The sequence below is a fragment of the Bacillus cereus group sp. BfR-BA-01383 genome (assembly GCF_022663495.1).
Lineage (GTDB): Bacteria > Bacillota > Bacilli > Bacillales > Bacillaceae_G > Bacillus_A > Bacillus_A cereus_AU.
This window is the reverse complement of the sequence record NZ_JAKUFP010000001.1, coordinates 127,960-153,608: the sequence shown is the minus strand read 5'-3', so window position 1 is coordinate 153,608 and position 25,649 is coordinate 127,960. Positions and strand designations below refer to the sequence as shown.

The window sequence follows — 25,649 nt, the reverse complement described above, 5'->3', positions numbered from 1 at the left end:
GGAGGGAAGAAAAATGTGGAGAAAAACTTGGCAAGACCGTGTAATGTCTCATATACAGGAAAACTCTTCATTATATATATTTAACGCTGTTTTATTATTGATGGGAGTAATATTTGGAGCCATCCTTGTGAATAGTTTACAAATAAATCAAAAACAAGATTTATCTTTTTATTTACAGCGTTTTTTTGGACAAGTTTCTAAAGGAGAATTTGCTATCGCGGGCGAAATGTTTCGAGAAAGTTACTTTTCGCAGTTAAAATACATTGGATTTATTTGGATTTTAGGGATTTCAATTATTGGGTTGCCACTCATTTTTATTTTATTATTTGTAAAAGGAGTTGTTGTTGGTTTTACAGTAGGCTTTTTAGTAAGTCAGCATGGATGGAACGGATTATTATTAGCATTTGTATCTGTATTGCCACAAAACCTAATTATAATTCCAGTATTTCTCGTTATGACAACAATTGCTGCAAGTTTTTCCTTACGCATGATTAGGCATCAATTTATCCGGAAAATAACCGAACCACTGTTACCTTTATTAATTCGCTACACATGCTTCTTTCTTGTGATTGGGGTGGTGTTAGCGCTCGCTTCTAGTGTAGAGGCTTATGCATCGCCAGTTTTAATGAAAGAAGTCGTTGAAACTATTAATAAAAAATAAATACTTTTTGAGAATAATTATCAGTTTGTTTTTATTGTTTTTTCTTTTGACAGAAGCCCTTCTTCTGATATAATGGTGTAAGAGTGGCGAGGAGGGAGTAGTACCGAATGGAAGAAAGAATTGAACGAATTAAGAAGCAATTACATGCAGCGAGCTATAAATTAACACCGCAACGTGAAGCAACAGTTCGTGTGCTGCTAGAAAATGAAGAAGATCATTTAAGCGCAGAAGATGTTTACCTCCTTGTAAAAGAAAAGTCGCCAGAGATCGGATTAGCAACCGTCTATCGAACTTTAGAACTATTATCTGAGTTGAAAGTTGTCGATAAGATTAACTTCGGAGACGGTGTTTCACGCTATGACTTACGCCAAGAAGGTGCGCAGCGTTTCCACCATCATTTGATTTGTACACAATGTGGTGCTGTACAAGAAATACAAGAAGATTTACTTGGTGAAGTGGAGAGGAAAGTAGAACGAGACTGGAGCTTTAAGGTGAAAGATCATCGTTTAACATTCCATGGGATTTGTAAAAATTGTCAAGAAAATGAAACGGATGAAAAATAACCTTTTCCTATTTATCTAGGAAGAGGTTTTTTATTTGAATAAGGTATAAATTGGTGAAAGCTTGGCATATGTTGTAATAACTTATATTTTGGAGGAATTTACAATGCGCCGAGCTTTAAAAATAACTTTTGATGGAATAAAAGTATTTTTATTATTTACAAGTTGTACGATTTTGTTTTATTTCGCTATACTATGGATAAATGAAGAATATGAAAGCTATCATCGTTATGAAAAGCCAAAAGAAGAGACTGTAGAAAAAGTATCAGGGAATGAAGAACCGGCAAAGGATGCTTTCGTAAATAGAATGATGTTTTTCTATGAAAATGGGGAGTAGTGTAGATTGGAAGATCAATTAAAAGATTTTATTCATTATATGGTTGTAGAAAAAGGATTAGCGAAAAATACAGTAGTATCTTATGAACGTGATTTGAAAAGTTATGTAAAGTATTTGCAAAATGTAGAACAGGCAAAAACCTTTCATGAAGTGACACGCTTACACATTGTTAACTTTCTGCAGCACTTAAAAGAAAATGGGAAATCTTCGAAAACATTAGCACGTCATATTGCATCGATTCGTTCGTTCCACCAATTTTTACTTCGTGAAAGAGTGGTAGAGCACGATCCATCAGTACATATTGAAACGCCGCAAGGGGAACGGAAATTACCGAAAGTATTATCAGTTGATGAAGTAGAGGCGTTACTTCAGACACCAAAAATGACGAGTGCTTTTGGGGTTCGTGATAAGGCGATGCTGGAGTTATTGTATGCGACAGGGCTTCGTGTCTCGGAATTAATCGCATTAAATTTAGAAGATGTACATTTAACGATGGGATTTGTTCGTTGCATAGGGAAAGGGAATAAAGAAAGAATTATTCCGTTAGGAAGTTTAGCGACGGAAGCGATTCAAAAGTATATTGAAAAAGGAAGAAGAGAATTGATGGGAAAAAAAATAGTAGATGCACTCTTTTTAAACCATCATGGTAATCGATTATCAAGACAAGGGTTCTGGAAAATTTTAAAACGCTTAGCGAAAGAAGCGAATATTGAAAAAGAGCTTACACCTCATACGTTGCGTCACTCTTTTGCTACGCATTTATTAGAAAATGGGGCAGATTTACGTGCTGTACAAGAAATGCTTGGACATGCAGACATTTCGACGACGCAAATTTATACGCACGTTTCAAAAACTAGATTAAAAGATGTGTATAAGCAGTTTCATCCGAGAGCATAGTGACTATGCTCTTTTTTTCATAGATTCAAAAGGGAAAACGCTTCACAAAAACTTCACAAACATTTCGTATATTGTTTTCAGCGGAAGACTGGAATATTACAATGTGTTTCCTCTATACTAAATAATAGTATGAAGGAGGAAATGATGATGAAAAAACTTATTATGACTTTATTTATCGCGATGCTAGCATTGGCTGGCTGTAATACAAACAAAGAAGAACCGAAAAAAGAACAGAAACTTGAAGCTGTAAAAGTAGCAGTTCAAACAAATCCGAAAGAAATTAAACCAGGTGAAAAAACAGAAGTACAAGCACTTGTTACACAAGGAAAAGAAAAAGTAACAGACGCTGATGATGTAAAGTTTGAAATTTGGAAAGATGGCGATGAAAAGCACGAGATGTTAGAAGGTAAGCATAAAGGAAAAGGTGTTTATGCTGTAGAGAAAACATTCGAGACGGACGGAGTATATCATATTATTGCTCATACAAATGCTCGTGAGATGCACGTTATGCCAGAAGTAAAAGTTGCTGTAGGAAATGCGAAAGTAGAAGATGCGAAGAAAGAAAATGGCGATCACGGTGCAGGACATGGCGACCATAAAAGTGACACAATGATTCATCTAATGGCTGGTGATATTAAAGCAAATGCTGAGTCAACAATGAAAGTTCATTTAAAGCAAAAAGAAGAAGCATTAACTGGTGCTGAAGTACAACTTGAAATTTGGAAAGACGGCGTTGAAAAGCATGAATTTATTCCAGCAAAAGAGGGGAATAAAGGGGAATATGAAAGTAAATATACTTTCAAAGAGAATGGTGCTTATAAAGTGAAAGTGCATGTAAGAAAAGGCGAACTGCATGAACATAAAGAAGAAACAGTAGAAGTAAAATAAAAAGTAGCTCTTTAGAGCTGCTTTTTATTTTGTATTAAGAAATAAGTCACAAAATAATTAGCACTTCTTTGCATAATGGATTACAATAGAAGTGTGAAGAAAATGAGAAATTCTATGAAAATGTATTAAAAAGAAAGCGTAAACATGTTATGATATCAATATCAGATGTCTGACATCTGACTTAGAAAAAACTAGAAATATTTTTGAGCCGTTTAAAGTAAACCAAAATAGGTTAGAGAATGATTTAAAGAAGCACTGTTTGACAACGAGAACGAAAGATAATTCTTATGGATAACAGTTTCACTTTATAGCGTTTTGAACATACTACAAGAAGTAGAACGGAACTTATAGGAGGTCGCAGTTATGAATAAATATAAACGTATATTCTTAGTCGTAATGGACTCAGTGGGAATTGGTGAAGCACCGGATGCTGAACAATTTGGTGATTTAGGTTCTGATACAATTGGTCATATTGCTGAACATATGAATGGATTACAAATGCCAAACATGGTGAAATTAGGTCTTGGTAACATTCGCGAAATGAAGGGTATTTCAAAAGTAGAAAAGCCACTTGGATATTATACAAAAATGCAAGAGAAATCTACTGGTAAAGATACAATGACTGGCCACTGGGAAATCATGGGTCTTTACATTGATACACCATTCCAAGTGTTCCCTGAAGGGTTCCCGAAAGAATTACTTGATGAATTAGAAGAAAAAACAGGCCGTAAAATTATCGGTAATAAGCCAGCTTCTGGAACTGAAATTCTTGATGAGCTTGGTCAAGAGCAAATGGAAACAGGCTCTTTAATCGTTTACACTTCTGCAGATAGCGTATTACAAATTGCAGCACACGAAGAAGTAGTGCCACTTGATGAGTTATATAAAATTTGTAAAATTGCCCGTGAATTAACGTTAGATGAGAAGTACATGGTAGGACGTGTTATTGCTCGTCCGTTCGTTGGAGAACCAGGTAAATTCACACGTACACCAAATCGTCATGACTATGCGTTAAAGCCATTTGGCCGCACAGTAATGAATGAATTAAAAGATAGTGACTATGATGTAATTGCTATCGGTAAAATTTCTGACATATATGATGGTGAAGGGGTAACGGAATCACTTCGTACGAAGTCTAATATGGATGGAATGGATAAACTTGTAGATACATTAAACATGGACTTTACAGGTCTTAGCTTCTTAAACTTAGTTGACTTTGATGCATTATTTGGCCACCGCCGTGATCCACAAGGATATGGAGAAGCTCTGCAAGAATATGATGCACGTCTTCCTGAAGTATTCGAAAAACTAAAAGAAGATGATTTATTATTAATTACAGCGGACCACGGTAATGATCCAGTACATCCTGGTACTGATCATACACGTGAATATGTACCGTTATTAGCATATAGCCCAAGCATGAAAGAAGGCGGACAAGAATTATCAATTCGTCAAACATTTGCTGATATTGGTGCAACAGTAGCAGAAAACTTCGGTGTGAAAATGCCAGAATACGGAACAAGCTTCTTAAACGAGCTAAAGAAATAGGGGGATAAACAAATGAATCGTGAACTTATTACAAAATCAGCTTCATACTTAAAAGAGAAATTTCAAGAGACACCACAAGTAGGACTAATCCTTGGATCTGGACTAGGTGTATTAGCAGATGAAATCGAGAATGCAGTAACAGTACCTTACAGTGAAATCCCTGAATTCCCAGTATCAACTGTAGAAGGCCATGCAGGTCAACTAGTATTCGGTACACTTCAAGGTGTAACAGTCGTAGCAATGCAAGGACGTTTCCATTTCTATGAAGGATATGACATGCAAAAAGTAACATTCCCAGTTCGTGTTATGAAAGAACTAGGGGTAGAAACAGTTGTTGTAACGAACGCAGCTGGTGGTGTAAATACATCATTCGAACCAGGTGATCTTATGTTAATTTCAGATCACATCAACTTCATGGGTACGAATCCATTAATTGGACCAAACGATTCTGAAATGGGCGTACGTTTCCCTGATATGTCTACATCATATACAACAGAACTTCGCGAAATGGCGAAACAAGTTGCAGCAGATTTAAATATTAAAGTACAAGAAGGTGTATACGTTGGAATGACAGGTCCTGTATATGAAACACCTGCTGAAATTCGTATGCTTCGTACACTTGGCGGAGATGCAGTTGGTATGTCAACAGTACCTGAAGTAATTGTAGCTCGTCATGCAGGTATGAAAGTACTAGGTATTTCTTGTATTTCAAATATGGCAGCTGGTATTTTAGATCAGCCACTTCACCACGATGAAGTAATTGAAACGACAGAACGTGTTAAGGCTAATTTCTTAGCATTAGTAAAAGCAATTGTAAAACAAATGAAGGGGTGACTTCACAATGAGAATGGTGGACCTAATTGCAAAAAAACGTGATGGACATGCATTAACGACAGAAGAAATCAACTTTATCGTTGAAGGATATACAAATGGTGATATTCCTGATTATCAAGTAAGTTCACTTGCAATGGCAATTTTCTTCCAAGATATGAACGACCAAGAGCGTGCTGATTTAACGATGGCAATGGTAAATAGCGGTGATACAATTGACTTATCAGCCATTGAAGGGGTAAAAGTAGATAAGCATTCAACAGGTGGTGTTGGTGATACTACGACACTTGTATTAGGTCCATTAGTAGCTGCTTTAGGTGTACCAGTAGCGAAAATGTCTGGACGTGGTTTAGGGCATACGGGTGGTACAATTGATAAATTAGAAGCGGTTCCAGGATTCCATGTGGAAATTGAAAATGATGAATTCATGCGTCTTGTTAATGAAAATAAAATTGCTGTTATCGGTCAAAGCGGAAACTTAACACCTGCCGATAAAAAGTTATATGCGCTTCGTGATGTAACGGCGACAGTAAACTCAATTCCGCTTATCGCGAGCTCGATTATGAGTAAAAAAATTGCTGCTGGTGCAGATGCAATTGTTCTTGATGTAAAAACTGGAGCAGGCGCATTTATGAAAACAGATGAAGATGCAAAACGTTTAGCAGAAGCAATGGTACGCATCGGTAATAACGTTGGTCGTAATACGATGGCAGTTATTTCTGATATGAGTCAGCCACTTGGTGAAGCAATTGGTAACGCATTAGAAGTACAAGAAGCAATTGATACATTACAAGGTAAAGGGCCGAAAGATTTAGAAGAGCTATGTTTAACGCTTGGAAGTCAAATGGTATACCTTGCTGGACAAGCTTCATCTTTAGAAGATGCACGTGAAAAACTAATTGAAGTAATGAACAACGGTAAAGCGTTAGAATCATTTAAAACGTTCTTATCAGCGCAAGGCGGCGACGCATCTGTTGTTGATGATTCTTCTAAATTGCCACAAGCACAATTTAAAATTGAAGTGGAAGCGAAAGAAGATGGATATGTATCAGAAATCGTTGCAGACGAAATCGGAACAGCAGCAATGCTTCTAGGAGCAGGACGTGCAACGAAAGAGTCTGAAATTGATTTAGCAGTTGGTTTAATGCTTCGCAAAAAAGTAGGCGATAGCGTGAAACAAGGTGACTCACTAGTTACAATTTATGCAAACCGCGAAAATGTTGAAGATGTGAAAGCGAAAATTTATGAGAACATGAAAATCTCTAAAGAACACGTAGATGCACCAACTTTAGTACACGGTATCGTAACGAAATAATAAAAAAGGCTGAGGAGATTTCTCCTTGGCTTTTTTTACTATTTTTTGTTTATAATAATAATGGGTGAAATTATGATTAGAATTTGTGCAATAACAAAAACAGATGAAGTATTATATGATGTTTCGCTAGAAGAAACAACGAAAGACCATATTGTATGGTATTGGCTCGATTTATATAAGCCAACGAAAGAAGAGTATACATATATTTTGCAAGATCATTTTAAGTTCCATCCCCTGGCAATTGAAGACTGTATAGAATATGTACAGAGGCCAAAAGTTGATTTTTATGATGGATATAACTTTTTAGTTCTCCATGCGTTTGGTGAGGATGGGCTTGAACCACATGAAATCGATTTATTTGTTAGTGATCGCTATATTGTTTCTTTCCATTTTTCTCATAACAATGCGATTGAAAGAGTATGGAAAACGCTTGGTGAAAAAAAACGGATTAAGAAGGGGCCTTTACATGTAGCGCATACGATTACAGACCAAATTGTCGATGACTATTTTGCACCTGTTTACTACATTGAGGATCATTTAAATGCAATTGATGATAATTTAACGGGTGAGACAGCAGGAAGTGTGCTAGAAGAGGTATTTGATATACGTGCAGATTTATCTAAGCTAAGGCGTACGATTATTCCAATGCGTGATTTATTATATCGTATTTTAAATTCAACTCGATTTTACGGTATAAGTGATCATGAAATTTATTTTAAAGATATACATGATCATTTACTTAAACTGACTGAAATGATTGAAGCGAGCCGAGAGTTAACGGCAGATATTAGAGATAGCTATTTTTCATTAAACTCGCACCATATGAATAATATTATGAAAACATTAACTGTTTTCTCAACTATTTTTATGCCATTAACATTTATTGCGGGAGTATACGGAATGAACTTTTCGCATATGCCAGAGTTAGGCGGACAGTATAGTTATTTTATTTGCCTACTTATCATGGCGCTAATTGGCGGCGGAATGATGGCTTGGTTTTATAAAAAAGGATGGTTTAAGTAAAAAACACCGAGGGAAATCCTCGGTGTTTTTTACTTAACCAATGGCATGTAATACAAACATGGCTAAGAATAAGCATGTAATGATATACATAGACGGTGCGACTTCTTTACGCTTCCCAAGGGCAACTTTTAAGATAGGATAAGCAATAAATCCGAACGCAATGCCATCCGCGATACTATATGTGAGCGGGATCATGACGATAATTAAGAACGCTGGAAATCCTTCTGAAAAGTCGTTCAGAGGAATTTGTTGAATGCTTGTAATCATCAGACCGCCAATAATAATTAAGATTGGTGCAATGGCACTATCAGGAATTAATTTGACAAACGGAAGCGCGAACAGTGATGCGAAAAATAACAACCCTGTAACGATAGACGTCAGACCTGTCTTACCGCCTGCAGTAATACCTGCGGCACTTTCTACTGTTGAAACGGTAGGGCTTGTGCCAAATAGACCACATGTCATTGCTGAAATTGCATTGGCTTGGTAAGCACGTGGGAATTTACGGTCATCTTCTAATAAACCGTGCAATAGTCCCATGTTCTCGAAAATAAGCACCATGCTTAAGGAGAATGTTGCAATCCAAAACGGTAAGGAAGAAAGTTTCCCAAATGACATAGCTCCAAACACATCACCGTAATTAGCGAATGAGAATGAACTATTTCCCATTTGACTCGTATCAACAAGACCAAATAGCCATGCGATACCAGTTCCTATTGCAATCGTCCATAAAAAGTTTCCACGTACATTACGAATAAATAACACAAGTGCAACGATAAGAGTCAGTAATGTCGCAAGAACGACAGGATTACTTAATTTCCCCATTGCAACAGCAGTATTTGGATTCGAAACGACTAAACCACCTTTTTGCAATCCGATAAATGCTAGAAACAATCCGATGCCGACAGTAATAGCTTCCTTTAATGACTTTGGAATCGATACCGAGAGCGCGCGAGCGATTGGTGTAAAAGCAGCAATTGCAAAAATAATACCAGAGATAAAGACAGCTGCTAACGCTTCCTGCCAAGTTAACCCGAGCGTATGGACAGCAGTGTACGTGAAGAATGCATTTACACCCATACCAGGAACAAGAATAACAGGTGCATTTGCCCAAAATGCCATGAGCAGACATCCGACGAATGAACTGAAAACAGTTGCTAAAATTCCAGCTTCAAGAGGAATGCCAGCATCTGATAAGATGGATGCATTTACAATCATAATATATACGATCGTGAAAAATGACGTAACGCCAGCTAAAACTTCTTGTTTTGGTGATGTTTCATGTAAACCTAATTTAAATGTTCTTTCAAGTATTCCTTTCATGTTAAACCTTCTTTTTCATATCCCTCTCCCACCCGTGATATCTCTTCTGTAAGAGCTCACCGACCTTTATTATATCAGAACATCATGTTTTTACAACAATAAAAATGATAACGGTTACTTACAAGTGAAATTACTTATAAATACGTAAAAATAGCCCGGATAGAAGATATAATTTCTAATTCTCCCGATTGAATGGGCGGAGCTGCTTGCGCATGTAATGTAGCATAAGATGTAATTTCTCTTGGTAATTGGGCGGATTCTTCAACGAATGAGAGTGGAACAGGATTAATGTTTAAATTGTATGTACTCGCAATAGCACGAGCTTTTTCTACTGCTTGTTGCAGGGCCTGAATGAGAGCTTGCTCATAATATTTATTTGGATGAGATATTCGAAAACGTAATCCTTTTGCTACATTTGCACCATTTGAAACAGCTATATCATATACTTCCCCTGCTTTTTGTACATTTAAAACGGTAATTTCATACAAATGCTCCACGCGGTATCCCTGTAGTAATGCTTTATCATTTACATATTCGTACTGAGGAGTAATTGTATACGAAATGGTTTCGATATCTTTGTCGGCAATACCTAGCTGTTTCAGTGCATCCAGCAATTGTTTTGATTGCACTGCATTTTCTTCTTGCGCTTGTTTTACATTTTTACTATCTGTTCGAATTCCGAGTGTTAATATGACAACATTTGGCTTTGCTTTTACAATTCCTTCTCCTTGTACAGTAATAGTCGCTTCTTTACCGGTATTTGCCGTACGCATATTATGTAAGTACGGATTCATTCCACCTTGCATTTTCCATCACCATCCTTTTTTATATGTATATGTGTGAACAAAAAAGAAATTTGTATGAAAAAGTTACATAAATGAGAATGTTAAGGAAAGAAAGCATATACAACATGGGTATTTATAGATTATAATATGTGTAAATATGATAAAAAAGGGACGAGGCTAGTGAACGAAAACAGAGAAACACTGATTTTAGATTTATCCGCATCATTTCGAAAGATGATACGTTTATTACAAAATGATATTAATACACGTTTTGCAGAACATATGCCATATAATGAATTCTCTGTATTGCGTGCGTTATTTTTAAAAAGTCCACAAATGGCTTCGCAAATTGCGAGTGAAGTAAACGTAACCTCCAGTCATATTACAGCTGTTACAGATCGTCTCGTACGAAAAGGGTTTGTAGAAAGAAAACGTTCTAATTCAGATCGTCGTATCGTGTATTTAGAAATTACAGAACACGGAAGAGAAGTAACTGAGAAACTTGAAGCTGTGCGTAAAGAATATTATAAAGAGAGATTTAAAGGTTGGAGCGACCAAGAAATAGAAATGGTGTTAGAGCTATTTGGCCGCGTATTATAATAAATGAGGATAGGAAGCGAAAGCTTTCCTATCCTTTTTCTTTTGAATAAAAATATTTTGAAACTCCAATACTTTAATTAAAAAGAATCGGAGTGAAAAATTATGAAACGTATGTTTACGCTTCTCATTATGATTGGAAGCATTTTCTGCTTTAATAAGTTCGTGGATGCTGCAACGCCAATTCAAGTCGTCCAAAAAGAATTACAACATATTTCAAATAAGCAACCTGTGTTATATTCGAAACTATGGATTCGCTCTATGCAGAATACGATTTTATTTCATCATAGCGATAACGTTCGGCATGAAGATACGATAAGCAATGTGACAAAGTCTTCTCTTGTAAAAGTAAAACAACTTCCACTTCAGAAAGCATCACAGTACATCCCGAGATTATCACAGTATATTTCTAAGTTTGAGGCTGAAAATGTGCAGGTGTATTATGTGGCAGCTCGTTATGAAGTGAAAAAAGAGAACCCGTACCAATTAAATGGAATGAATTATTTTATGCAAGTGTTTATTCAACAAGGGGGAGAATGGAGAATTGCTGAAAGTATAGTTGCTCCAACAGATCAAATCGTAGCAAATGGTGACGGGTTTGGAACGAAGCAAGAAAAAGAATATGGGAAAAGAAGAGAGAATGTGAAATAGCCTCCTCACTATGAGGAGGCTATTTTATTTGAAATTCCAAGAGACTTTCCATTTCAATATTTTAGGTAGAAGGAAATACGTAATTAAACTAGTCCCCAAAAATCCAATGTAGAAACTAACCAATGAATGAGTACTACTTAATGTTAAACCTCCAACGATTCCAATAAGTAAAATAGCACATATGATAACTGCTTTTTGTAGTTTCGGATATAATATGAAGTTACCATTTCGCTCATTGACGGAACGAACATATAAATATATACCGAGTGGTAATAAAATAATTATATTTGCAATAGGTCCAATCAATGTTTTTGCTGAAGGAATGGTTGAAAAATTTGGTTCATTATGACGCACGCCGTTAGAATCGGTAAAAGCATTTTGTGGATCATAATTAAAGTGAATCTGAAAATCTTCTACTGGACTAGAAATACGTATCTTTTCCGTCATAGTGTTTATTTTAGTATAAATCTTTTCCCCATCCGCGTGTGAATGAACACTAATCACCCCTACGATAAGAGATGGAAGTAAGAATGGAAAAACGATTATAATAGTAGTGATAATTCCTTGGGAGACGATATTTCCAGCAATCGTGCCTATACATAATGCAAGTGTATAAATAGCGATTAGCACAATTAACATGTATAGAAAGTACGTATGGAATGGCGAAAATATTTGATATTTATTATGAAAAGTTGTTTTTTTCATAATGGCGAATAATCCCCAGTTTAAAACGACGATTGCTGCAATGTTACAGACTCCAAACAACCACTTTGTTATATACAGGTGCGAACGTTTAAAGGGCATAGACCATAACAAGTCACTAGAGTTATTTTGTCTTTCCCATCCAATTAACGTACAGGCTAGAACGATCAGTACACTACCTAACAGTATGACAGGGTCTATAAGTGTTAAATTAAAGTGATAATGATATGTATAGTTCCACGCTTTGTGCATCTTTAGATATTGTTGTTGTTCAATAGAAGTCATATAGTACTTATATGATAAAGTATAGAAGCTAACGAGCCACAATAGCCATACAACATATTTACTTTGTTGATACGTTCTTAGCCATAATGCTTTTTGAAACATAGGATTCCTCCTTTAAAAAACTTTATAATTTGTTAGTCGTGATAATACAACATAAGTAATGAGTCCAGCGAGAAACAAACTGATATAGTAGCTAGGTAAGAAATTAAATTGATTCATTTTATAGCCACCTAGTAATGCAAAGTAAATGGTTGTCCCCCATATCCATATTTTTAAATGTTTATGGAAAATAAATATTTTTTGAGTGTTTTCATTTGGTGATCGTGTATATAAATATGCGCCAAGTAGTAGGTTAACTATTGTATAAAAAATAGGGACTAACATTGACTTAGCCGAATAATATTGATAAGATGCTGGATCTCTTAAAGTGGTTGGGTCTTTTTCTTTCTTTCGTGATGCTGGATCATAGTCGTAAGTGATAGAAAACCGATATATTGGTGCAACTATATTTGTTTTTTGATTGATTTCATCAAGTTGTTGATATAAGTCATTATTTTTAGGATCTATAGCATCTAAATGTTGTAATGTAAGGTTGTACACTAATGAAATGAATGTAAGTCCCATTAGAAGCCACGGAATACAAAAGACTACTTGCGAAACTATGCTTCCAGTAAACGTACCGATGCATAGTGCAGTTGTATATACTGCAACATAAGAAACAATCGCATAAAGAAAGTATCGATGAAACGGACTAAATGATTGGTACTCAAAATGAATGGTTGTTTTATAAATAACGTACATAAGGATCCAGTTTACAAGGAGAGATCCTATAATCCAGAATGAACCAAAAGCCCATTTAGAAAAGAAAATATCTTTTCTTGTAAATGGCATTGCCAGTAGGGCATTAGACTGGTTATTACGTTCCCATCCTATAAATAGACAGGCTAAGCAAATAATAAGAAGAGTTAGCCAAACACTATTACCTGTCTTTGACCAAAATTCATAATAGTAATAGAACGTTCCCTTTTCTTGTAATCTATAATAATTAGCAAGTTGTCGCTCGGCTGCTTCATAGTATCCGAAAGATAAAAGATAAAGCGAACTAAAGAAAAACAGTAACACAGCATATTTCCCGCGTTTCCAATTCCACATCCATAACGCCTTATGAAACATACTCATCCTCCTCAAGTGTCGTAACGAAGACATCTTCAAGTGACATCGTTAATTCTTCAATGAGTATTGGTTGCTCTTTATAAAACTTCTCAAGCGTTGTAGCAACATTTCCTTCGATTAAGATTGTATATACTTTTCCTGTTAGATTTAATATTTTAATATTGCTTAAGTTTTCTAGTTTTTGAGGTAGTGATCGTTCGTAAGCTACTTGTATTTTTGCAAATCTTGATTTTGCATCGTCTAGTGATGTAATAGAAGATACGGTATGGCCTTTTAATATAATGATTGTATCTGCAATTTGTTCAACTTCATCTAAATGATGAGTTGAGATGAAAATAGTAATCTCTTTTTCCGCAACTTCTCCAACGAGAAATTGGAGGATTTGTCTTTTAACGATAGGATCCAGCCCGTTTGTCGGTTCATCTAAAATGATATATTCTGCTTTTGCAGCAACGGCTAAAATGATCGCAAGTAGTGCTTTCATTCCTTTTGAAAAACTACGAATTCGCTTGTTTGGTAAGTTGAAACGTTCTAGCAATTCGTAGAAATATGATTCATCAAATGCTGTATAAACAGCTTTATAAAACTTTACAATTTCTTTTATTGTATATCCGTTCAGTATGTTAGTAGAATCCGGAACATATACGATTTTTTGCTTCATTTCAGGATGCTGATGAATATCCGTATCCTCATATGTAACAGTTCCTGCATCAGGGTCTAAAATGCCGACCATTGTTCGTAATAAAGTTGTTTTCCCCGCCCCGTTTCTTCCGAGTAATCCGACGATACTACCTTTTTGTAATGTGAAAGAAACATCGTCTAAAATAGTTTGATTATCAATTGTTTTCTTCAGGTTTGTTACTTTCAACATCTGTATTTCCTCCAATCTCTTTATAGTATGAATCTATCCAATCGTGAATTTTATCTTTCGTAATCCCAAGATAAGAGGCTTCTAGTAGTAATTGATGAAATTGCTTTTCAACCATAGCGATTTTCCTTTCGTCTAATGTTGGGGTAATCGATTGGGCTACAAATGTTCCTTTTCCTCGTAATGTTTCAATAATCCCTTGTCGCTCTAATTCTTGATACGCTTTACTAACTGTATTTGGATTTATAACGAGTAAAGAAGCAAGCTCGCGTACAGAAGGAAGCTTATCACTTGGAGATAACATGTTTTTTAATACGAGTTCTTTTATGTTTTGAACAATTTGTTCCCATATCGGAGTGTTGCTTCTTGGATCAAGTTGAATATGCAAGAGCAATGTCTCCTTCCTGATGAGTATTAAGTGTACTACTGTGTGTAATACACTTAATACAATATAAGCAATGAATTTATTTGTCAACTGAAAATGATAGAAAAATATGGTATTAAAAACGAATAAATTGGAAAAAATAGGTTTGATATAGAATGGAGGGTTAGTCATGAAGCGAGTTTTTGGAATACTTGTTTGTTTCATGTTATTGCTTTCTGGTACTTCAGTTAGTTTCGCACAATCTGAGAAAACGAAGCAGGAGAAAACAGAAGAAACCGCGCCAAAGTTAGCGGAACAAGCGTCGTCAGCAATCGTAATTGAGCAAGATACCGGTAAAGTTTTGTTTGATAAAAATCCGAATGAAAAGTTACCACCTGCTAGTATGACAAAGATTATGACAATGCTATTAATCATGGAACAAGTTGAAAAAGGAAAACTAAAACTAAACGATAAAGTTAGAGCAAGTGAACATGCAGCTTCAATGGGTGGATCACAAATCTTTTTAGAGCCTGGGGAAGAGATGACTGTAAATGAAATGCTAAAGGGTATTGCAATTGCATCCGGAAATGATGCGTCTGTTGCAGTGGCGGAGCATATCGCTGGTTCAGAAGAAGGTTTTGTAAATATGATGAACAAAAAAGCGAAAGATTTAGGACTGAAAAATACTCATTTTCAAAACCCAACAGGTCTCCCAGCGAAAAATCATTATTCTACAGCAAATGATATGGCTATAATGGCGAAAGAATTGATGAAATATCCACTTATTCGCAAATACACAGGTAAATACGAAGACTATTTACGTGAAGATACGGATAAGAAGTTTTGGCTCGTAAATACGAATAAGCTAGTACGTTTTTATCCTGGAGTAGATGGTGTGAAAACAGGCTTTACGACAGAAGCAAAATATTGTTTAACAGCATCGGCTGAAAAAAATGGAATGCGTGTCATTTCAGTTGTTATGGGAGCACCTACATCAAAAGAACGGAACAATCAAGTGACAAAGCTTCTTGATTATGCATTTGGACAATATATGACAAAGAAATTGTATACGCGTGGCGAAAAAATTAAGACTGTCCAAGTAGGAAAAGGGAAAGAAGAAAAAGTAGATTTAGTTGCGTCAGACAATGTATCTCTTCTTATGAAGAAGGGCGAAAATATGGACAAAGTAAAACAAGAAGTAATTGCTGAAAAGAAAGTGAAAGCGCCGATCAAAAAAGGTGATGCACTTGGCACACTTGTTATTAAAAAAGATAAAGATGTTTTATTAAAACAAACAATTGTAGCAAAAGAAGATGTTGCTGCAGCAAGCTGGTGGGAGTTATTTAAAAGAAGTTTTGGGATGTTTTCAACATCAAAATAGCGGCGGGAATCTTGCCGCTTTTCTATTCTTATGTAAGTGAATAATTGCTGAAAGGTTTCACATTATGGCGAAATAGTACTTCTTTTGTCAGTAGGAAGGATTCTTATTTTTTGTCACGAAAATCTTATGTATGCTAATGAGTAAAGTTTGAGCATAAGGAGGAAATCGTGTGAGTCTTTCCATGCAATTAGAAGTAAAACGTGACGTCTTATGTGTGAGGCTAGCGGGTGAATTAGATCATCATACTGCTGAAGAGTTGCGAACGAAAGTAACAGATATGATTGAGACGCATGGTGTTCATCATATTGTTTTGAGCCTAGAGAACTTATCATTTATGGATAGTTCTGGTTTAGGTGTTATATTAGGCCGATATAAACATGTAAAGGGATTAGGTGGAGAAATGGTTGTTTGTGCAATTTCACCGCCTGTTAAACGTTTATTTGAAATGTCAGGTCTATTTAAAATTGTTCGTTTAGAAGAAAGTGAAGCGCATGCGCTCGCGACGTTGGGGGTGGCATAAATGAGAAATGAAATGAACCTTCAATTTTCAGCGTTAAGTCAGAATGAATCATTCGCTCGCGTTACAGTAGCTGCTTTTATTGCACAACTAGACCCGACGATGGAAGAAATAACAGAGATTAAAACAGTTATATCCGAAGCAGTTACAAATGCAATTATTCATGGGTACGAAGGAAATGCAGAAGGTGTTGTTTATATTTCAGTGATTTTGGAAGAAGCAATGGTGAAACTCACGATTCGAGATGAAGGGATTGGCATCTTTAATTTAGATGAAGCGAGACAACCCCTTTTTACAACTAAACCTGAATTAGAGCGTTCCGGAATGGGATTTACTATCATGGAAAATTTTATGGATGAAGTAGAAGTTATTTCAAACGAATCTTTCGGGACAACAATCCATTTGACAAAATACTTATCAAATAGTAGCGCTCTATGCAATTAAGGAGAATAGCCTATGGACATCGAGGTCAAAAATGAAAAGAAGAAACCTCAGTTAAAGGACCACGAGCTAAAAGCGTTAATTCAAAAAAGTCAAGATGGAGATCAACAAGCGAGAGATACAATTGTTCAAAGTAATATGCGTCTCGTATGGTCGGTTGTGCAACGGTTTCTTAATCGAGGATACGAACCAGACGATTTATTTCAAATTGGATGTATTGGACTCTTAAAATCGGTGGATAAATTTGATTTATCTTTCGACGTGAAATTTTCAACATATGCAGTTCCAATGATTATTGGTGAAATACAGCGTTTTTTACGTGATGATGGATCAGTGAAAGTAAGTAGGTCTTTAAAAGAAACTGGAAATAAAATTCGAAAGATGAGAGACGAGCTTTCGAAAGAGTTCGGAAGGAATCCAACGATTAATGAAGTAGCAGAGGCGCTAGAACTAACGCCGGAAGAAGTTGTTCTGGCACAAGAAGCGAGCCGGGCCCCTTCATCGATACATGAAACGGTGTATGAAAACGATGGAGATCCGATCACTATTTTAGATCAAATTGCAGATCAATCTGAAACGAAATGGTTTGATAAAATTGCTTTAAAAGAAGCGATTAGAGAATTGGATGAACGAGAACGCCTCATTGTGTATTTGCGCTATTATAAAGACCAAACCCAATCAGAAGTAGCTGAGCGCATAGGCATTTCTCAAGTACAAGTTTCAAGACTTGAAAAGAAAATATTAAAACAGATGAAAGATCGAATAGATGAATAGCTATCTATTCGATTTTTTTATTGTGATGAAAAGGATAAGGTTCCAATTATTGTTAAAGAGTTTACAGAATTTATTGATAATTTAGTAAATTTAAAATATAATCCAAGTATGAACTTGTCACAAAGGGGGAAGGAAACATGGAAACAAGGCAACAATGGGGAACGAGGGCCGGATTTATTTTCGCAGCGGTCGGCTCTGCAGTTGGATTAGGGAATATATGGCGTTTTCCTTATACAGCGTATGAAAATGGAGGAGGCGCATTCTTTTTACCGTACTTATTCGCATTATTAACGACTGGTATTTCATTGTTAGCATTCGAATTTGCTCTTGGGCATCGCCATCGTGGTTCGGCACCACTTACGTTCTTCCGTATCCATCCACGTGCTGAGTTTATTGGATGGTGGCAAATGTGTGTAACGTTTATCGTTTCAACATATTATGCAGTAATTATTGCTTGGTCTATTTCATATACGTACTTTGCAATTACTGGGGCATGGGGGAAAGACACGCAATCATTTTTATTTAAAGAATATTTACATGTTGCAGATAAGCCAGGGCAGTTTGGAGGGCTTGTGCCAGAAGTATTAATTCCATTAGCGCTCGTTTGGATTATTGTACTAGGTGTTGCATTTAAAGGCGTTAAGAAAGGAATCGAAGTTGTTAACCGCATTTTTATTCCGTTATTAGTTGTTATGTTCCTTATTATCGTTGTTCGTGCAGTGACAATGGAAGGTGCGATGCAAGGATTAGATGCATTCTTCAAACCAGATTGGAGTCGTATTTTTGATGGAAAAGTATGGCTTGCTGCTTACGGTCAAATTTTCTTTAGTTTATCGTTAGCATTCGGAATTATGATTACGTATTCTAGTTATTTACCGAAAAACTCAGACACAACAAATAATGCTTTTATTACTGGATTTGCAAATTCAGGATTTGAATTATTAGCAGGTATTGGGGTCTTTGCAGCTCTTGGATTTATGGCGAATAACATGGGGGTACCGGTTGATAAAGTAGCTAGTGCTGGTGTGGGACTTGCGTTTGTAGTATTCCCACAAATTATTAATGAGCTGCCGATGTCACAGTTGTTTGGTGTATTATTCTTCTTATCGTTAACGGTTGCTGGAATTACATCACTCATTTCACTTGCGGAAGTATGTTTTGCGGCTGTATCTGAAAAATTCAGCTTAAGTCGTCAAAAAACGATTGGAATTATGGGAACGCTTCTCGTGTTAGTTTCTCTTGTATTTGCAACGCGTGGTGGACTTATGTTCCTAGATGTTGTTGATTATTTCGCTAACAATTTTGGATTAATTTCAATAGCACTTGTTGAAGTAGTGACAATAGGACTTATCTTGCGCCGTTTACCAGTTTATCAAAATCACGCAAACTTTGTATCTGATATAAAGTTAGGGACGTTTTGGAGAGTGAGTTTACTCGTTATTACCCCGCTTATGTTAGGGTATATGTTAATTGATGGCACAATCCAAAATATTAAAAAGAACTACGGAGATTACCCAACCGAGTTTGTTATAACTTATGGTTGGTTAATTGCAGCGGCATTCCTAATAGTTGCAATAATCATTAGTCTGAAAAAATGGGATGCACAAATACATTCAGATTCTGCTAAGCTTGAAAAAGAATGGAAAGATCGAGGTGTTTCATGATGAGTGGATCAGCGATTATGATGATGGTTATTGGAATGGTAGTCATTTGGGGAGGACTTGCATTAAGCATCGCAAATTTATTTAAGAAAAAGGCGTAAGCTAAAAACATCTGTACCGAGACGGTACAGATGTTTTTTTTATGAAAAAATTGTATTAGAAAAAATTCCAATAACCATACTACAACTACGAGGAAGAGTGAAGGGGTGGATCGAAATTGGAACGAACGATTTATATTAAAATGCGCAATCGCTTAAAAGTTTCTCCTACTTATGAAGTAAAGCTGAGCGATGTGGCTCAACTTGCTGGTGATTCTGAAATAGTTGGTTCGTTACAAAATGAGATAGTTTACAACATAACAGCGCTTGATAAAACGCATGTTGTAATTGATGTTATGAAAGTGATTGAGATTATTCAACAAAAAGCGGAGCACATACAAATTAATTTACTCGGTTCTGGACAAACTCTTGTTGAAATTATATACGAAAAAAAGAAAGTGCACCCGGTTTTCTTTGGACTTGTCTGGTTATTACTTTTTATTGGAGCAGCTCTTGCCATCATTTATTTCCATGAGGATGTAAGTATGCAACAAGTGCATCAACGGTTATATTACATGATTACTGGAGAGTTTAAGGAGCAACCACTATTATTTCAAGTTCCATATTCAGTAGGACTTGGATTAGGTATGGTTTTATTTTTTAATCATGTATTTCAAAAGAGAATTAATGAAGAGCCCAGTCCGTTAGAAGTCGAAATGTTTCAATATCAACAGTCGCTTGATCAATATGTAATTGTGAATGAAAACAAGGATAACACGAAACAGCTTGCCGATGATTGAATGTGGGTTTGTTATATTAATTGGTTTAGCTGGCGGGATTGCAGTAGGTAGCGGATATGTTGCCTTTTTAGCCGTACTCGGTATAATCCCTCGTTTAGCTCAATTAACGAGAAGTGGAAAGCATATTCAATATTTTGAGTGGGCTGTCATTGCGGGTACTTTAACAGGAGCTTGGTGTAGTTTGAAAAACATTACATTTCAAACATCGCAATATTGGCTCGTAATATTAGGGTTATTTTGTGGCACATTCATTGGAATGCTTGCGGCGGCATTAACAGAAGTATTAAATGTTTTACCTATTTTAGCGAAACGAGTCGGGGTAGAGGGGAAAATTGTTATTTTACTCGTTGCTCTTGTACTTGGAAAAGTAATAGGCTCATTGTTTCACTGGATTTATTTCGTAAAGTAGGAGGCAATATATAAATGACAAGGCGAAAACTGAAGGATGATTACATAAATAAAGTGAAGGAGTACCATCCAAAACCAAACTATCTCATAAATTGTGTCAAGGCATTTCTTGTAGGTGGGCTCATTTGTACAGTCGGAGAAGTATTGATGAAATTTTATATACATTATTTTCACTTTAGTGAACAAGAGGCAGGAAATCCGACAGTTGCAACTCTTGTTTTATTATCGGCGATTTTAACAGGATGTGGTGTATATGATAAAATCGGTCAATTTGCTGGAGCAGGATCGGCAGTACCAGTTACGGGATTCGCGAATTCTATGGCGAGTGCTGCGCTAGAACATAAGAGTGAGGGCATTGTTCTAGGGATTGCTACTAATATGTTTAAGCTTGCAGGAAGTGTTATCGTGTTTGGCGTTGTTGGTGCATACATTATTGGATTAATAAGATATACTTTTAAAATTTTTATGTCTTAAAGGAGGGATAGGTATGAGATTGACAGGAAAACAAACGTGGGTATTTCAAAATGATATTTACGTGAATGCAACTGGTACTGCTGTCGGTCCGAAAGAAGCTGAAGGCCCCCTTGGGAAGGATTTTGATATTTCATATGATGACTTACATTGTGGAGAGGAAAACTGGGAACTTGCGGAACGAAGGTTAATGTCAGACTCAATTCAACAAGCGGTGCAAAAAGGAAATATAACAACATCACAAATTGATTTCTTTTTAGCTGGCGATTTATTAAATCAAACAGTGACAGCAAATTATGTTGCGCGTAAGTGGGGGATTCCTTTTTTAGGAATGTTTAGCGCTTGTGCGACATCAATGGAAACTTTAGCGGTTGGATCAGCTTTTATAGACGGTGGATTTGCGAATCGTGTCTTAGCTACGGTAAGTAGTCATAATGCAACGGCTGAAAGGCAGTTTCGTTATCCAACAGAATACGGGGGGCAAAAGCCGGGAACAGCAAATTCAACTGTCACAGGTGCAGGATCCATATTAATTAGCAAAGAAAAAAGTGCAATTAAAATTACGGCAGCTACGATTGGGAAAGTGCAGGATTTAGGAATTGTGAATCCTTTAGATATGGGATCGGCGATGGCGCCAGCTGCTGCTCATACAATCCAACAGCATTTTGATGATTTGAGGAGAAGTGCAGCTGATTATGATTTGATTGTTACGGGTGATTTATCAGCTGTTGGGACACCAATCGCGAAGCAACTTTTACTTGAGGAAGGGTATGATTTAGGCAATATATATAACGATTGTGGGTTAATGATTTACAATTCAAATCAAGAAGAGGTGTTTGCTGGAGGTAGTGGTTGTGCTTGTTCAGCTGTTGTAACATACGGCCACTTATTACGTGAAATGCAAAAAGGGAATTTACAACGCATTCTTGTCGTTGCAACGGGAGCTTTATTAAGCCCAATGATGATACAACAAAAGGAATCGATTCCAACGATTGCGCATGGTGTTGTGTTTGAAAGAGTTAAAGGAGAGTGAATTGTGGATTTTATATATGCATTTCTTGTAGGAGGAGCTATTTGTGTAATTGGACAAGTGTTGCTAGATTTTGCAAAGTTAACGCCGGCTCATTTAATGGCAACTTTTGTAGTTGTTGGAGCTATTTTAGACGGATTCGGATTGTACGATAAGCTTATAAAATTCGCAGGCGCTGGGGCAACAGTTCCGATTACAAGTTTTGGGCATTCCCTGTTGCACGGGGCCATGCATGCGGCAGAGAAGCATGGATATATAGGAATTGGCATTGGCATGTTTAGTTTAACGTCTGCGGGTATTTCCGCAGCGATATTATTTTCGTTTTTTGTAGCACTTATATGTAAACCGAAAGGATAAATCAAATGAGACGAAGGGTTGTTTTGGTTACAGATGGAGATGAATATGCAAAGCGGACAATTGAGCTGTTAACTAAGGAATTTGGGGGAAGGTGTATTTCAGCATCGCAAAGTAATCCAACCAAATTGACAGGGAAGAAAGTTGTTGAGCTTATTATGCAAACGCCATATGACCCTGTATTTGTCATGTTTGATGACAGTGGATTTATTGGAGAAGGCTCAGGTGAAAAGGCTTTAAAATATGTAGCAACTCATAAACAAATTGATGTACTTGGTATTTTAGCGGTTGCATCTAATACACATCATTGGGAATGGGCGCGTGTAGATGTAAGTGTAGATCGGAATGGGAATTTAACGGAATACGGTGTTGATAAATTTGGACTTCCAGATGGTGAAGTTGGCAGGATTAGCGGAGATACGATTTATTGTCTAGATGATTTAAATGTGCCTGTCATTGTTGGTGTTGGTGATATTGGAAAGATGTGTGGCAATGATGAATGGGAGAGAGGGTCACCTATTACTAAAAAGGCAATTCAATTAATTTTGGAAAGGAGTGGATTTTATGACGAAGCCTAAAAAAGTGAATATCCCTATTTCAACTTTTATCAGTGACAACGAAAATTATTTAAAGCAAACAGTTGGATTGGGTGTCACATACGATGTTGGTATTCGTAAATTTCAAATTTTAAACAAAGAGATTGGTGTGTTATTTGTAAATGGACTTTGTGATACGAATTATATTATCCCTATTTTAGAAGAAGCGGTGGATACAAATGAAATAAGGGATGTAGAAGAAGATACAGTAAAGCTTTTAGAGAATCGTTTAATTCATCAACAAGTAAGTAAAGTGAAAACGATGGATGAGGTAATGCTCCAAGTATTATCAGGACTTATCGTTATATTTGTGGAAGGTGAAACGGAAGCGTTCGCAATTGATGTTCGTAGTTATCCAGGGCGAACGCCGACAGAACCAGATACTGAAAAGGTAGTACGCGGTGCGAGAGATGGATTTGTTGAAAATATCGTTGTAAATACAGCATTAATTCGTAGAAGAATTCGAGATCCACGTCTCCGAAATGAAATGATTCGAGTAGGGGATAGATCGCAAACGGATATTTGTATTACATACGTTCAAGATGTTGCAAATCCGGATTTAGTGAAGATTATAAAACAAGAATTAAATAGTATTGAAGTAGATGGGATTACGATGGCGGATAAAACGGTAGAAGAATTTGTAGTCAAACAAGGTTATAATCCCTTCCCGCTTATTCGATACACAGAAAGGCCAGATGTAGCAGCAAATCATTTGTTAGAAGGACATGTGTTAGTACTTGTTGATACATCACCAAGTGCTATGATCACGCCAACAACATATTTCCATCATTTACAGCATGCAGAAGAATTTAGACAAAATCCAGCTGTAGGTACATTTTTACGTTGGGTTCGTTTTTTAGGTGTTATATTTTCTCTATTCTTACTGCCATTTTGGTTAGTGTTTGTATTTGATCCAACTCTTTTACCGGAAAACCTGGCTTTCATTGGGCCAAATAAGATGACACATTTACCGATTTTATTACAAGTTTTGATGGCGGAAATCGGACTCGAATTTTTAAGGATGGCTGCCATTCATACACCGACATCATTGTCGTCAGCAGCAGGATTAATTTCTGCCATATTAATTGGTCAAATTGCAATTGATGTAGGTTTGTTTGTACCAGAAGTTATTTTGTATGTAGCGGTTTCTATGATTGGATCATTTGCAACGCCGAGTTATGAACTAGGGCTTGGGAATAAGGTTGGGAAATTGTTTGTCATTATTTTGACAGGCATCTTTCATGAAATGGGATTTGTAATAGGAATGACGATATTGATTCTATTTTTAACGTCTATAAAAAGCTTACAAACACCGTATTTATGGCCGTTTTTACCGTTTGATTGGGGCGCGCTAACGAAAATTTTACTCCGTCCAACTATGTCTAGTTTAAAAGTGCGTCCTAGTATTGTGCGACCTCAAAATGTAAGAAGACAAAAATAAACGGGATTATACTCCCGTTTATTTTTTTTATTGAAAATTTATTATTTTTTAACAAAAACCAAACATTTTTTGTGTACACTTAGAGTAGATATTGTGTATGGAAGGGGAAGAGGACATGATTAAATTATTTGTAAGTGATTTAGATGATACGCTCGTTTACAATGTGAATCATATGCAAAAAGAAGATGAACGGGCACTTTGCTGGTTAGCTGAAAAAGGGACAAATATTTGTTTTGCCTCTGGACGTTTTACGCACCGAATTGATGAAGTCGTAAAAAGGTTTGCATTCCCATACTACACAACGGGTTTAAATGGAGCAACAATGTTACTACCAGATGGAAACGTATTTTATGAATCAAGTTTTGAAAATCAGGTTGCCCAGGAAATATATCGATATATACATAAAAAAGGACTAGCAGATATTGTTTGTGCAAATGAGCAGCGATATACAAAAAAGAAGAATGAGCATCATCATACTTTTGAAGAGTATATGGGGGTGCATATTGCTGAGATAGAAAAGTTAGATGAGGAATTTGGGAAAACGGTACATCCTGCGAAATTATTTGTATTTGGGGAAGAAGAAAAAATTGTAGCGTTAGATCAAGAGTTACGAGATACGTTTCATGGTGAAGCGGAAGTCTTTATATCAGGTAAACGCTATGTTGATATTATGCCAAGAGGCGTAAGTAAGGGAACTGCTCTAAAGCAACTAATGGAACATTTGCAAATTGAAGCAAGAGAAGTGGCATGTATTGGAGATTCTTTTAATGACATTTCTATGTTTGAAGTAACCCCACATTCATTTACTCTTCATCATGCTCATCCTTATGTGAAGGAGAAAGCGAATCATGTTGTTCGTTCGGTTGAAGAAGCTGTTATGAAATTACCATTACTTGTATAAAAAGAAGCTCGTCACTGACGAGCTTCTT

Annotated in this window: 31 protein-coding genes; 25 read left to right on the top strand and 6 right to left on the bottom strand. The window is 36.3% G+C overall.

All coding sequences use genetic code 11. From position 1 onward, the window contains the following. The first annotated feature begins 13 nt into the window (after positions 1–13). From spoIIM to corA, 9 genes are all read left to right on the top strand, one after another. Positions 14–661, top strand: a complete 648-nt coding sequence (spoIIM, locus tag MR065_RS00875) for a stage II sporulation protein M (protein ID WP_242212158.1) — start codon at positions 14–16, stop codon at positions 659–661. A gap of 107 nt (positions 662–768) precedes the next feature. Next, complete coding sequence (gene fur / locus MR065_RS00870) at positions 769–1,224, top strand: ferric iron uptake transcriptional regulator (protein ID WP_000392657.1); 456 nt, start codon at positions 769–771, stop codon at positions 1,222–1,224. Positions 1,225–1,327: 103 nt separating this feature from the next. Then, the gene (locus MR065_RS00865; RefSeq protein WP_141436237.1) at positions 1,328–1,558 is read left to right on the top strand and encodes a YqzK family protein; all 231 of its coding nucleotides are present in this window, start codon (positions 1,328–1,330) and stop codon (positions 1,556–1,558) included. A gap of 6 nt (positions 1,559–1,564) precedes the next feature. Then, a complete protein-coding gene (gene xerD, locus MR065_RS00860; RefSeq protein ID WP_242212157.1) occupies positions 1,565–2,455 on the top strand; it encodes a site-specific tyrosine recombinase XerD in 891 nt (296 codons plus the stop codon). Positions 2,456–2,599: 144 nt separating this feature from the next. After that, on the top strand, positions 2,600–3,343 hold the full coding sequence (locus MR065_RS00855) for a FixH family protein (protein WP_242212155.1): 744 nt from the start codon (positions 2,600–2,602) through the stop codon (positions 3,341–3,343). A gap of 363 nt (positions 3,344–3,706) precedes the next feature. Next, positions 3,707–4,891 (top strand): phosphopentomutase, encoded by a 1,185-nt coding sequence (gene deoB, locus MR065_RS00850; protein WP_242212153.1) that lies wholly within the window; start codon positions 3,707–3,709, stop codon positions 4,889–4,891. Between the two features lie 12 nt (positions 4,892–4,903). Further along, a complete protein-coding gene (locus tag MR065_RS00845) occupies positions 4,904–5,725 on the top strand; it encodes a purine-nucleoside phosphorylase (RefSeq protein WP_001078444.1) in 822 nt (273 codons plus the stop codon). Between the two features lie 7 nt (positions 5,726–5,732). Then, positions 5,733–7,037 (top strand): pyrimidine-nucleoside phosphorylase, encoded by a 1,305-nt coding sequence (locus tag MR065_RS00840; RefSeq protein ID WP_242212151.1) that lies wholly within the window; start codon positions 5,733–5,735, stop codon positions 7,035–7,037. 60 nt (positions 7,038–7,097) lie between these two features. Then, on the top strand, positions 7,098–8,060 hold the full coding sequence (gene corA, locus MR065_RS00835) for a magnesium/cobalt transporter CorA (RefSeq protein ID WP_141436235.1): 963 nt from the start codon (positions 7,098–7,100) through the stop codon (positions 8,058–8,060). Positions 8,061–8,093: 33 nt separating this feature from the next. On the opposite strand, the gene MR065_RS00830 is transcribed toward corA, so the two are convergent. Both MR065_RS00830 and MR065_RS00825 read right to left on the bottom strand, forming a co-directional pair. Continuing rightward, positions 8,094–9,383, bottom strand: a complete 1,290-nt coding sequence (locus MR065_RS00830; RefSeq protein WP_098267995.1) for an NCS2 family permease — start codon at positions 9,381–9,383, stop codon at positions 8,094–8,096. A 134-nt stretch (positions 9,384–9,517) separates the two neighbouring features. Then, positions 9,518–10,189 (bottom strand): SIMPL domain-containing protein, encoded by a 672-nt coding sequence (locus tag MR065_RS00825; RefSeq protein WP_242212149.1) that lies wholly within the window; start codon positions 10,187–10,189, stop codon positions 9,518–9,520. Between the two features lie 159 nt (positions 10,190–10,348). Between MR065_RS00825 and MR065_RS00820 the strand changes: the two genes are divergently transcribed. Further along, positions 10,349–10,768: a MarR family winged helix-turn-helix transcriptional regulator gene (locus tag MR065_RS00820; protein ID WP_141436234.1), complete on the top strand. Its 420-nt coding sequence runs from the start codon at positions 10,349–10,351 to the stop codon at positions 10,766–10,768. Positions 10,769–10,870: 102 nt separating this feature from the next. After that, a complete protein-coding gene (locus MR065_RS00815; RefSeq protein ID WP_242212147.1) occupies positions 10,871–11,416 on the top strand; it encodes a hypothetical protein in 546 nt (181 codons plus the stop codon). Positions 11,417–11,440: 24 nt separating this feature from the next. Here MR065_RS00815 and MR065_RS00810 read toward each other — a convergent pair whose 3' ends face one another. From MR065_RS00810 to MR065_RS00795, 4 genes are read right to left on the bottom strand one after another with little or no spacing between them, the layout of a single operon-like run. Beyond that, positions 11,441–12,505 (bottom strand): ABC-2 transporter permease, encoded by a 1,065-nt coding sequence (locus tag MR065_RS00810; protein WP_242212146.1) that lies wholly within the window; start codon positions 12,503–12,505, stop codon positions 11,441–11,443. Positions 12,506–12,517: 12 nt separating this feature from the next. Continuing rightward, positions 12,518–13,576, bottom strand: a complete 1,059-nt coding sequence (locus MR065_RS00805) for an ABC transporter permease subunit (protein ID WP_242212144.1) — start codon at positions 13,574–13,576, stop codon at positions 12,518–12,520. Then, entirely contained in the window at positions 13,566–14,447 is an 882-nt protein-coding gene (locus MR065_RS00800) for an ABC transporter ATP-binding protein (protein ID WP_242212142.1), read from the bottom strand. Before MR065_RS00800 ends, MR065_RS00805 begins: the two co-directional genes overlap by 11 nt. Then, complete coding sequence (locus MR065_RS00795) at positions 14,413–14,832, bottom strand: GntR family transcriptional regulator (RefSeq protein ID WP_242212140.1); 420 nt, start codon at positions 14,830–14,832, stop codon at positions 14,413–14,415. Before MR065_RS00795 ends, MR065_RS00800 begins: the two co-directional genes overlap by 35 nt. 166 nt (positions 14,833–14,998) lie before the next feature. Here MR065_RS00795 and dacF point away from each other — a divergent pair, with 166 nt between their 5' ends. The 14 genes from dacF (at position 14,999) to MR065_RS00725 (ending at position 25,621) form a co-directional block, all read left to right on the top strand. Beyond that, the gene (gene dacF / locus MR065_RS00790) at positions 14,999–16,189 is read left to right on the top strand and encodes a serine-type D-Ala-D-Ala carboxypeptidase DacF (protein ID WP_242212138.1); all 1,191 of its coding nucleotides are present in this window, start codon (positions 14,999–15,001) and stop codon (positions 16,187–16,189) included. Between the two features lie 169 nt (positions 16,190–16,358). Then, a complete protein-coding gene (spoIIAA, locus tag MR065_RS00785; protein ID WP_000059133.1) occupies positions 16,359–16,709 on the top strand; it encodes an anti-sigma F factor antagonist in 351 nt (116 codons plus the stop codon). Next, entirely contained in the window at positions 16,710–17,150 is a 441-nt protein-coding gene (gene spoIIAB / locus MR065_RS00780) for an anti-sigma F factor (protein WP_242212137.1), read from the top strand. Positions 17,151–17,162: 12 nt separating this feature from the next. Next, positions 17,163–17,921 carry an RNA polymerase sporulation sigma factor SigF gene (gene sigF, locus MR065_RS00775; protein WP_097904564.1) on the top strand — a complete coding sequence of 253 codons (759 nt, stop codon included), beginning with the start codon at positions 17,163–17,165 and terminating at the stop codon, positions 17,919–17,921. A 137-nt stretch (positions 17,922–18,058) separates the two neighbouring features. Continuing rightward, the gene (locus MR065_RS00770) at positions 18,059–19,585 is read left to right on the top strand and encodes a sodium-dependent transporter (RefSeq protein ID WP_242212136.1); all 1,527 of its coding nucleotides are present in this window, start codon (positions 18,059–18,061) and stop codon (positions 19,583–19,585) included. Further along, positions 19,582–19,683: a methionine/alanine import family NSS transporter small subunit gene (locus MR065_RS00765; RefSeq protein WP_002094424.1), complete on the top strand. Its 102-nt coding sequence runs from the start codon at positions 19,582–19,584 to the stop codon at positions 19,681–19,683. Before MR065_RS00770 ends, MR065_RS00765 begins: the two co-directional genes overlap by 4 nt. A gap of 116 nt (positions 19,684–19,799) precedes the next feature. Beyond that, positions 19,800–20,420, top strand: a complete 621-nt coding sequence (locus tag MR065_RS00760) for a stage V sporulation protein AA (protein ID WP_277927208.1) — start codon at positions 19,800–19,802, stop codon at positions 20,418–20,420. Further along, complete coding sequence (spoVAB, locus tag MR065_RS00755) at positions 20,413–20,829, top strand: stage V sporulation protein SpoVAB (RefSeq protein WP_070144741.1); 417 nt, start codon at positions 20,413–20,415, stop codon at positions 20,827–20,829. The genes MR065_RS00760 and spoVAB overlap by 8 nt, the downstream gene beginning before the upstream one ends. 14 nt (positions 20,830–20,843) lie before the next feature. Beyond that, on the top strand, positions 20,844–21,302 hold the full coding sequence (spoVAC, locus tag MR065_RS00750; protein WP_097904561.1) for a stage V sporulation protein AC: 459 nt from the start codon (positions 20,844–20,846) through the stop codon (positions 21,300–21,302). A 13-nt stretch (positions 21,303–21,315) separates the two neighbouring features. Next, a complete protein-coding gene (gene spoVAD, locus MR065_RS00745; RefSeq protein ID WP_097904560.1) occupies positions 21,316–22,332 on the top strand; it encodes a stage V sporulation protein AD in 1,017 nt (338 codons plus the stop codon). 3 nt (positions 22,333–22,335) lie between these two features. Then, positions 22,336–22,686, top strand: coding sequence for a stage V sporulation protein AE (gene spoVAE, locus MR065_RS00740; protein ID WP_097904559.1), 351 nt, complete (start codon positions 22,336–22,338; stop codon positions 22,684–22,686). Between the two features lie 5 nt (positions 22,687–22,691). Beyond that, positions 22,692–23,261 carry a stage V sporulation protein SpoVABEA gene (spoVAEA, locus tag MR065_RS00735; RefSeq protein WP_098356848.1) on the top strand — a complete coding sequence of 190 codons (570 nt, stop codon included), beginning with the start codon at positions 22,692–22,694 and terminating at the stop codon, positions 23,259–23,261. After that, positions 23,248–24,720 carry a spore germination protein SpoVAF gene (gene spoVAF, locus MR065_RS00730; RefSeq protein WP_242212135.1) on the top strand — a complete coding sequence of 491 codons (1,473 nt, stop codon included), beginning with the start codon at positions 23,248–23,250 and terminating at the stop codon, positions 24,718–24,720. Before spoVAEA ends, spoVAF begins: the two co-directional genes overlap by 14 nt. 97 nt (positions 24,721–24,817) lie before the next feature. After that, positions 24,818–25,621, top strand: a complete 804-nt coding sequence (locus MR065_RS00725) for an HAD family hydrolase (protein ID WP_242212133.1) — start codon at positions 24,818–24,820, stop codon at positions 25,619–25,621. The last annotated feature ends 28 nt before the right edge of the window (positions 25,622–25,649 follow it).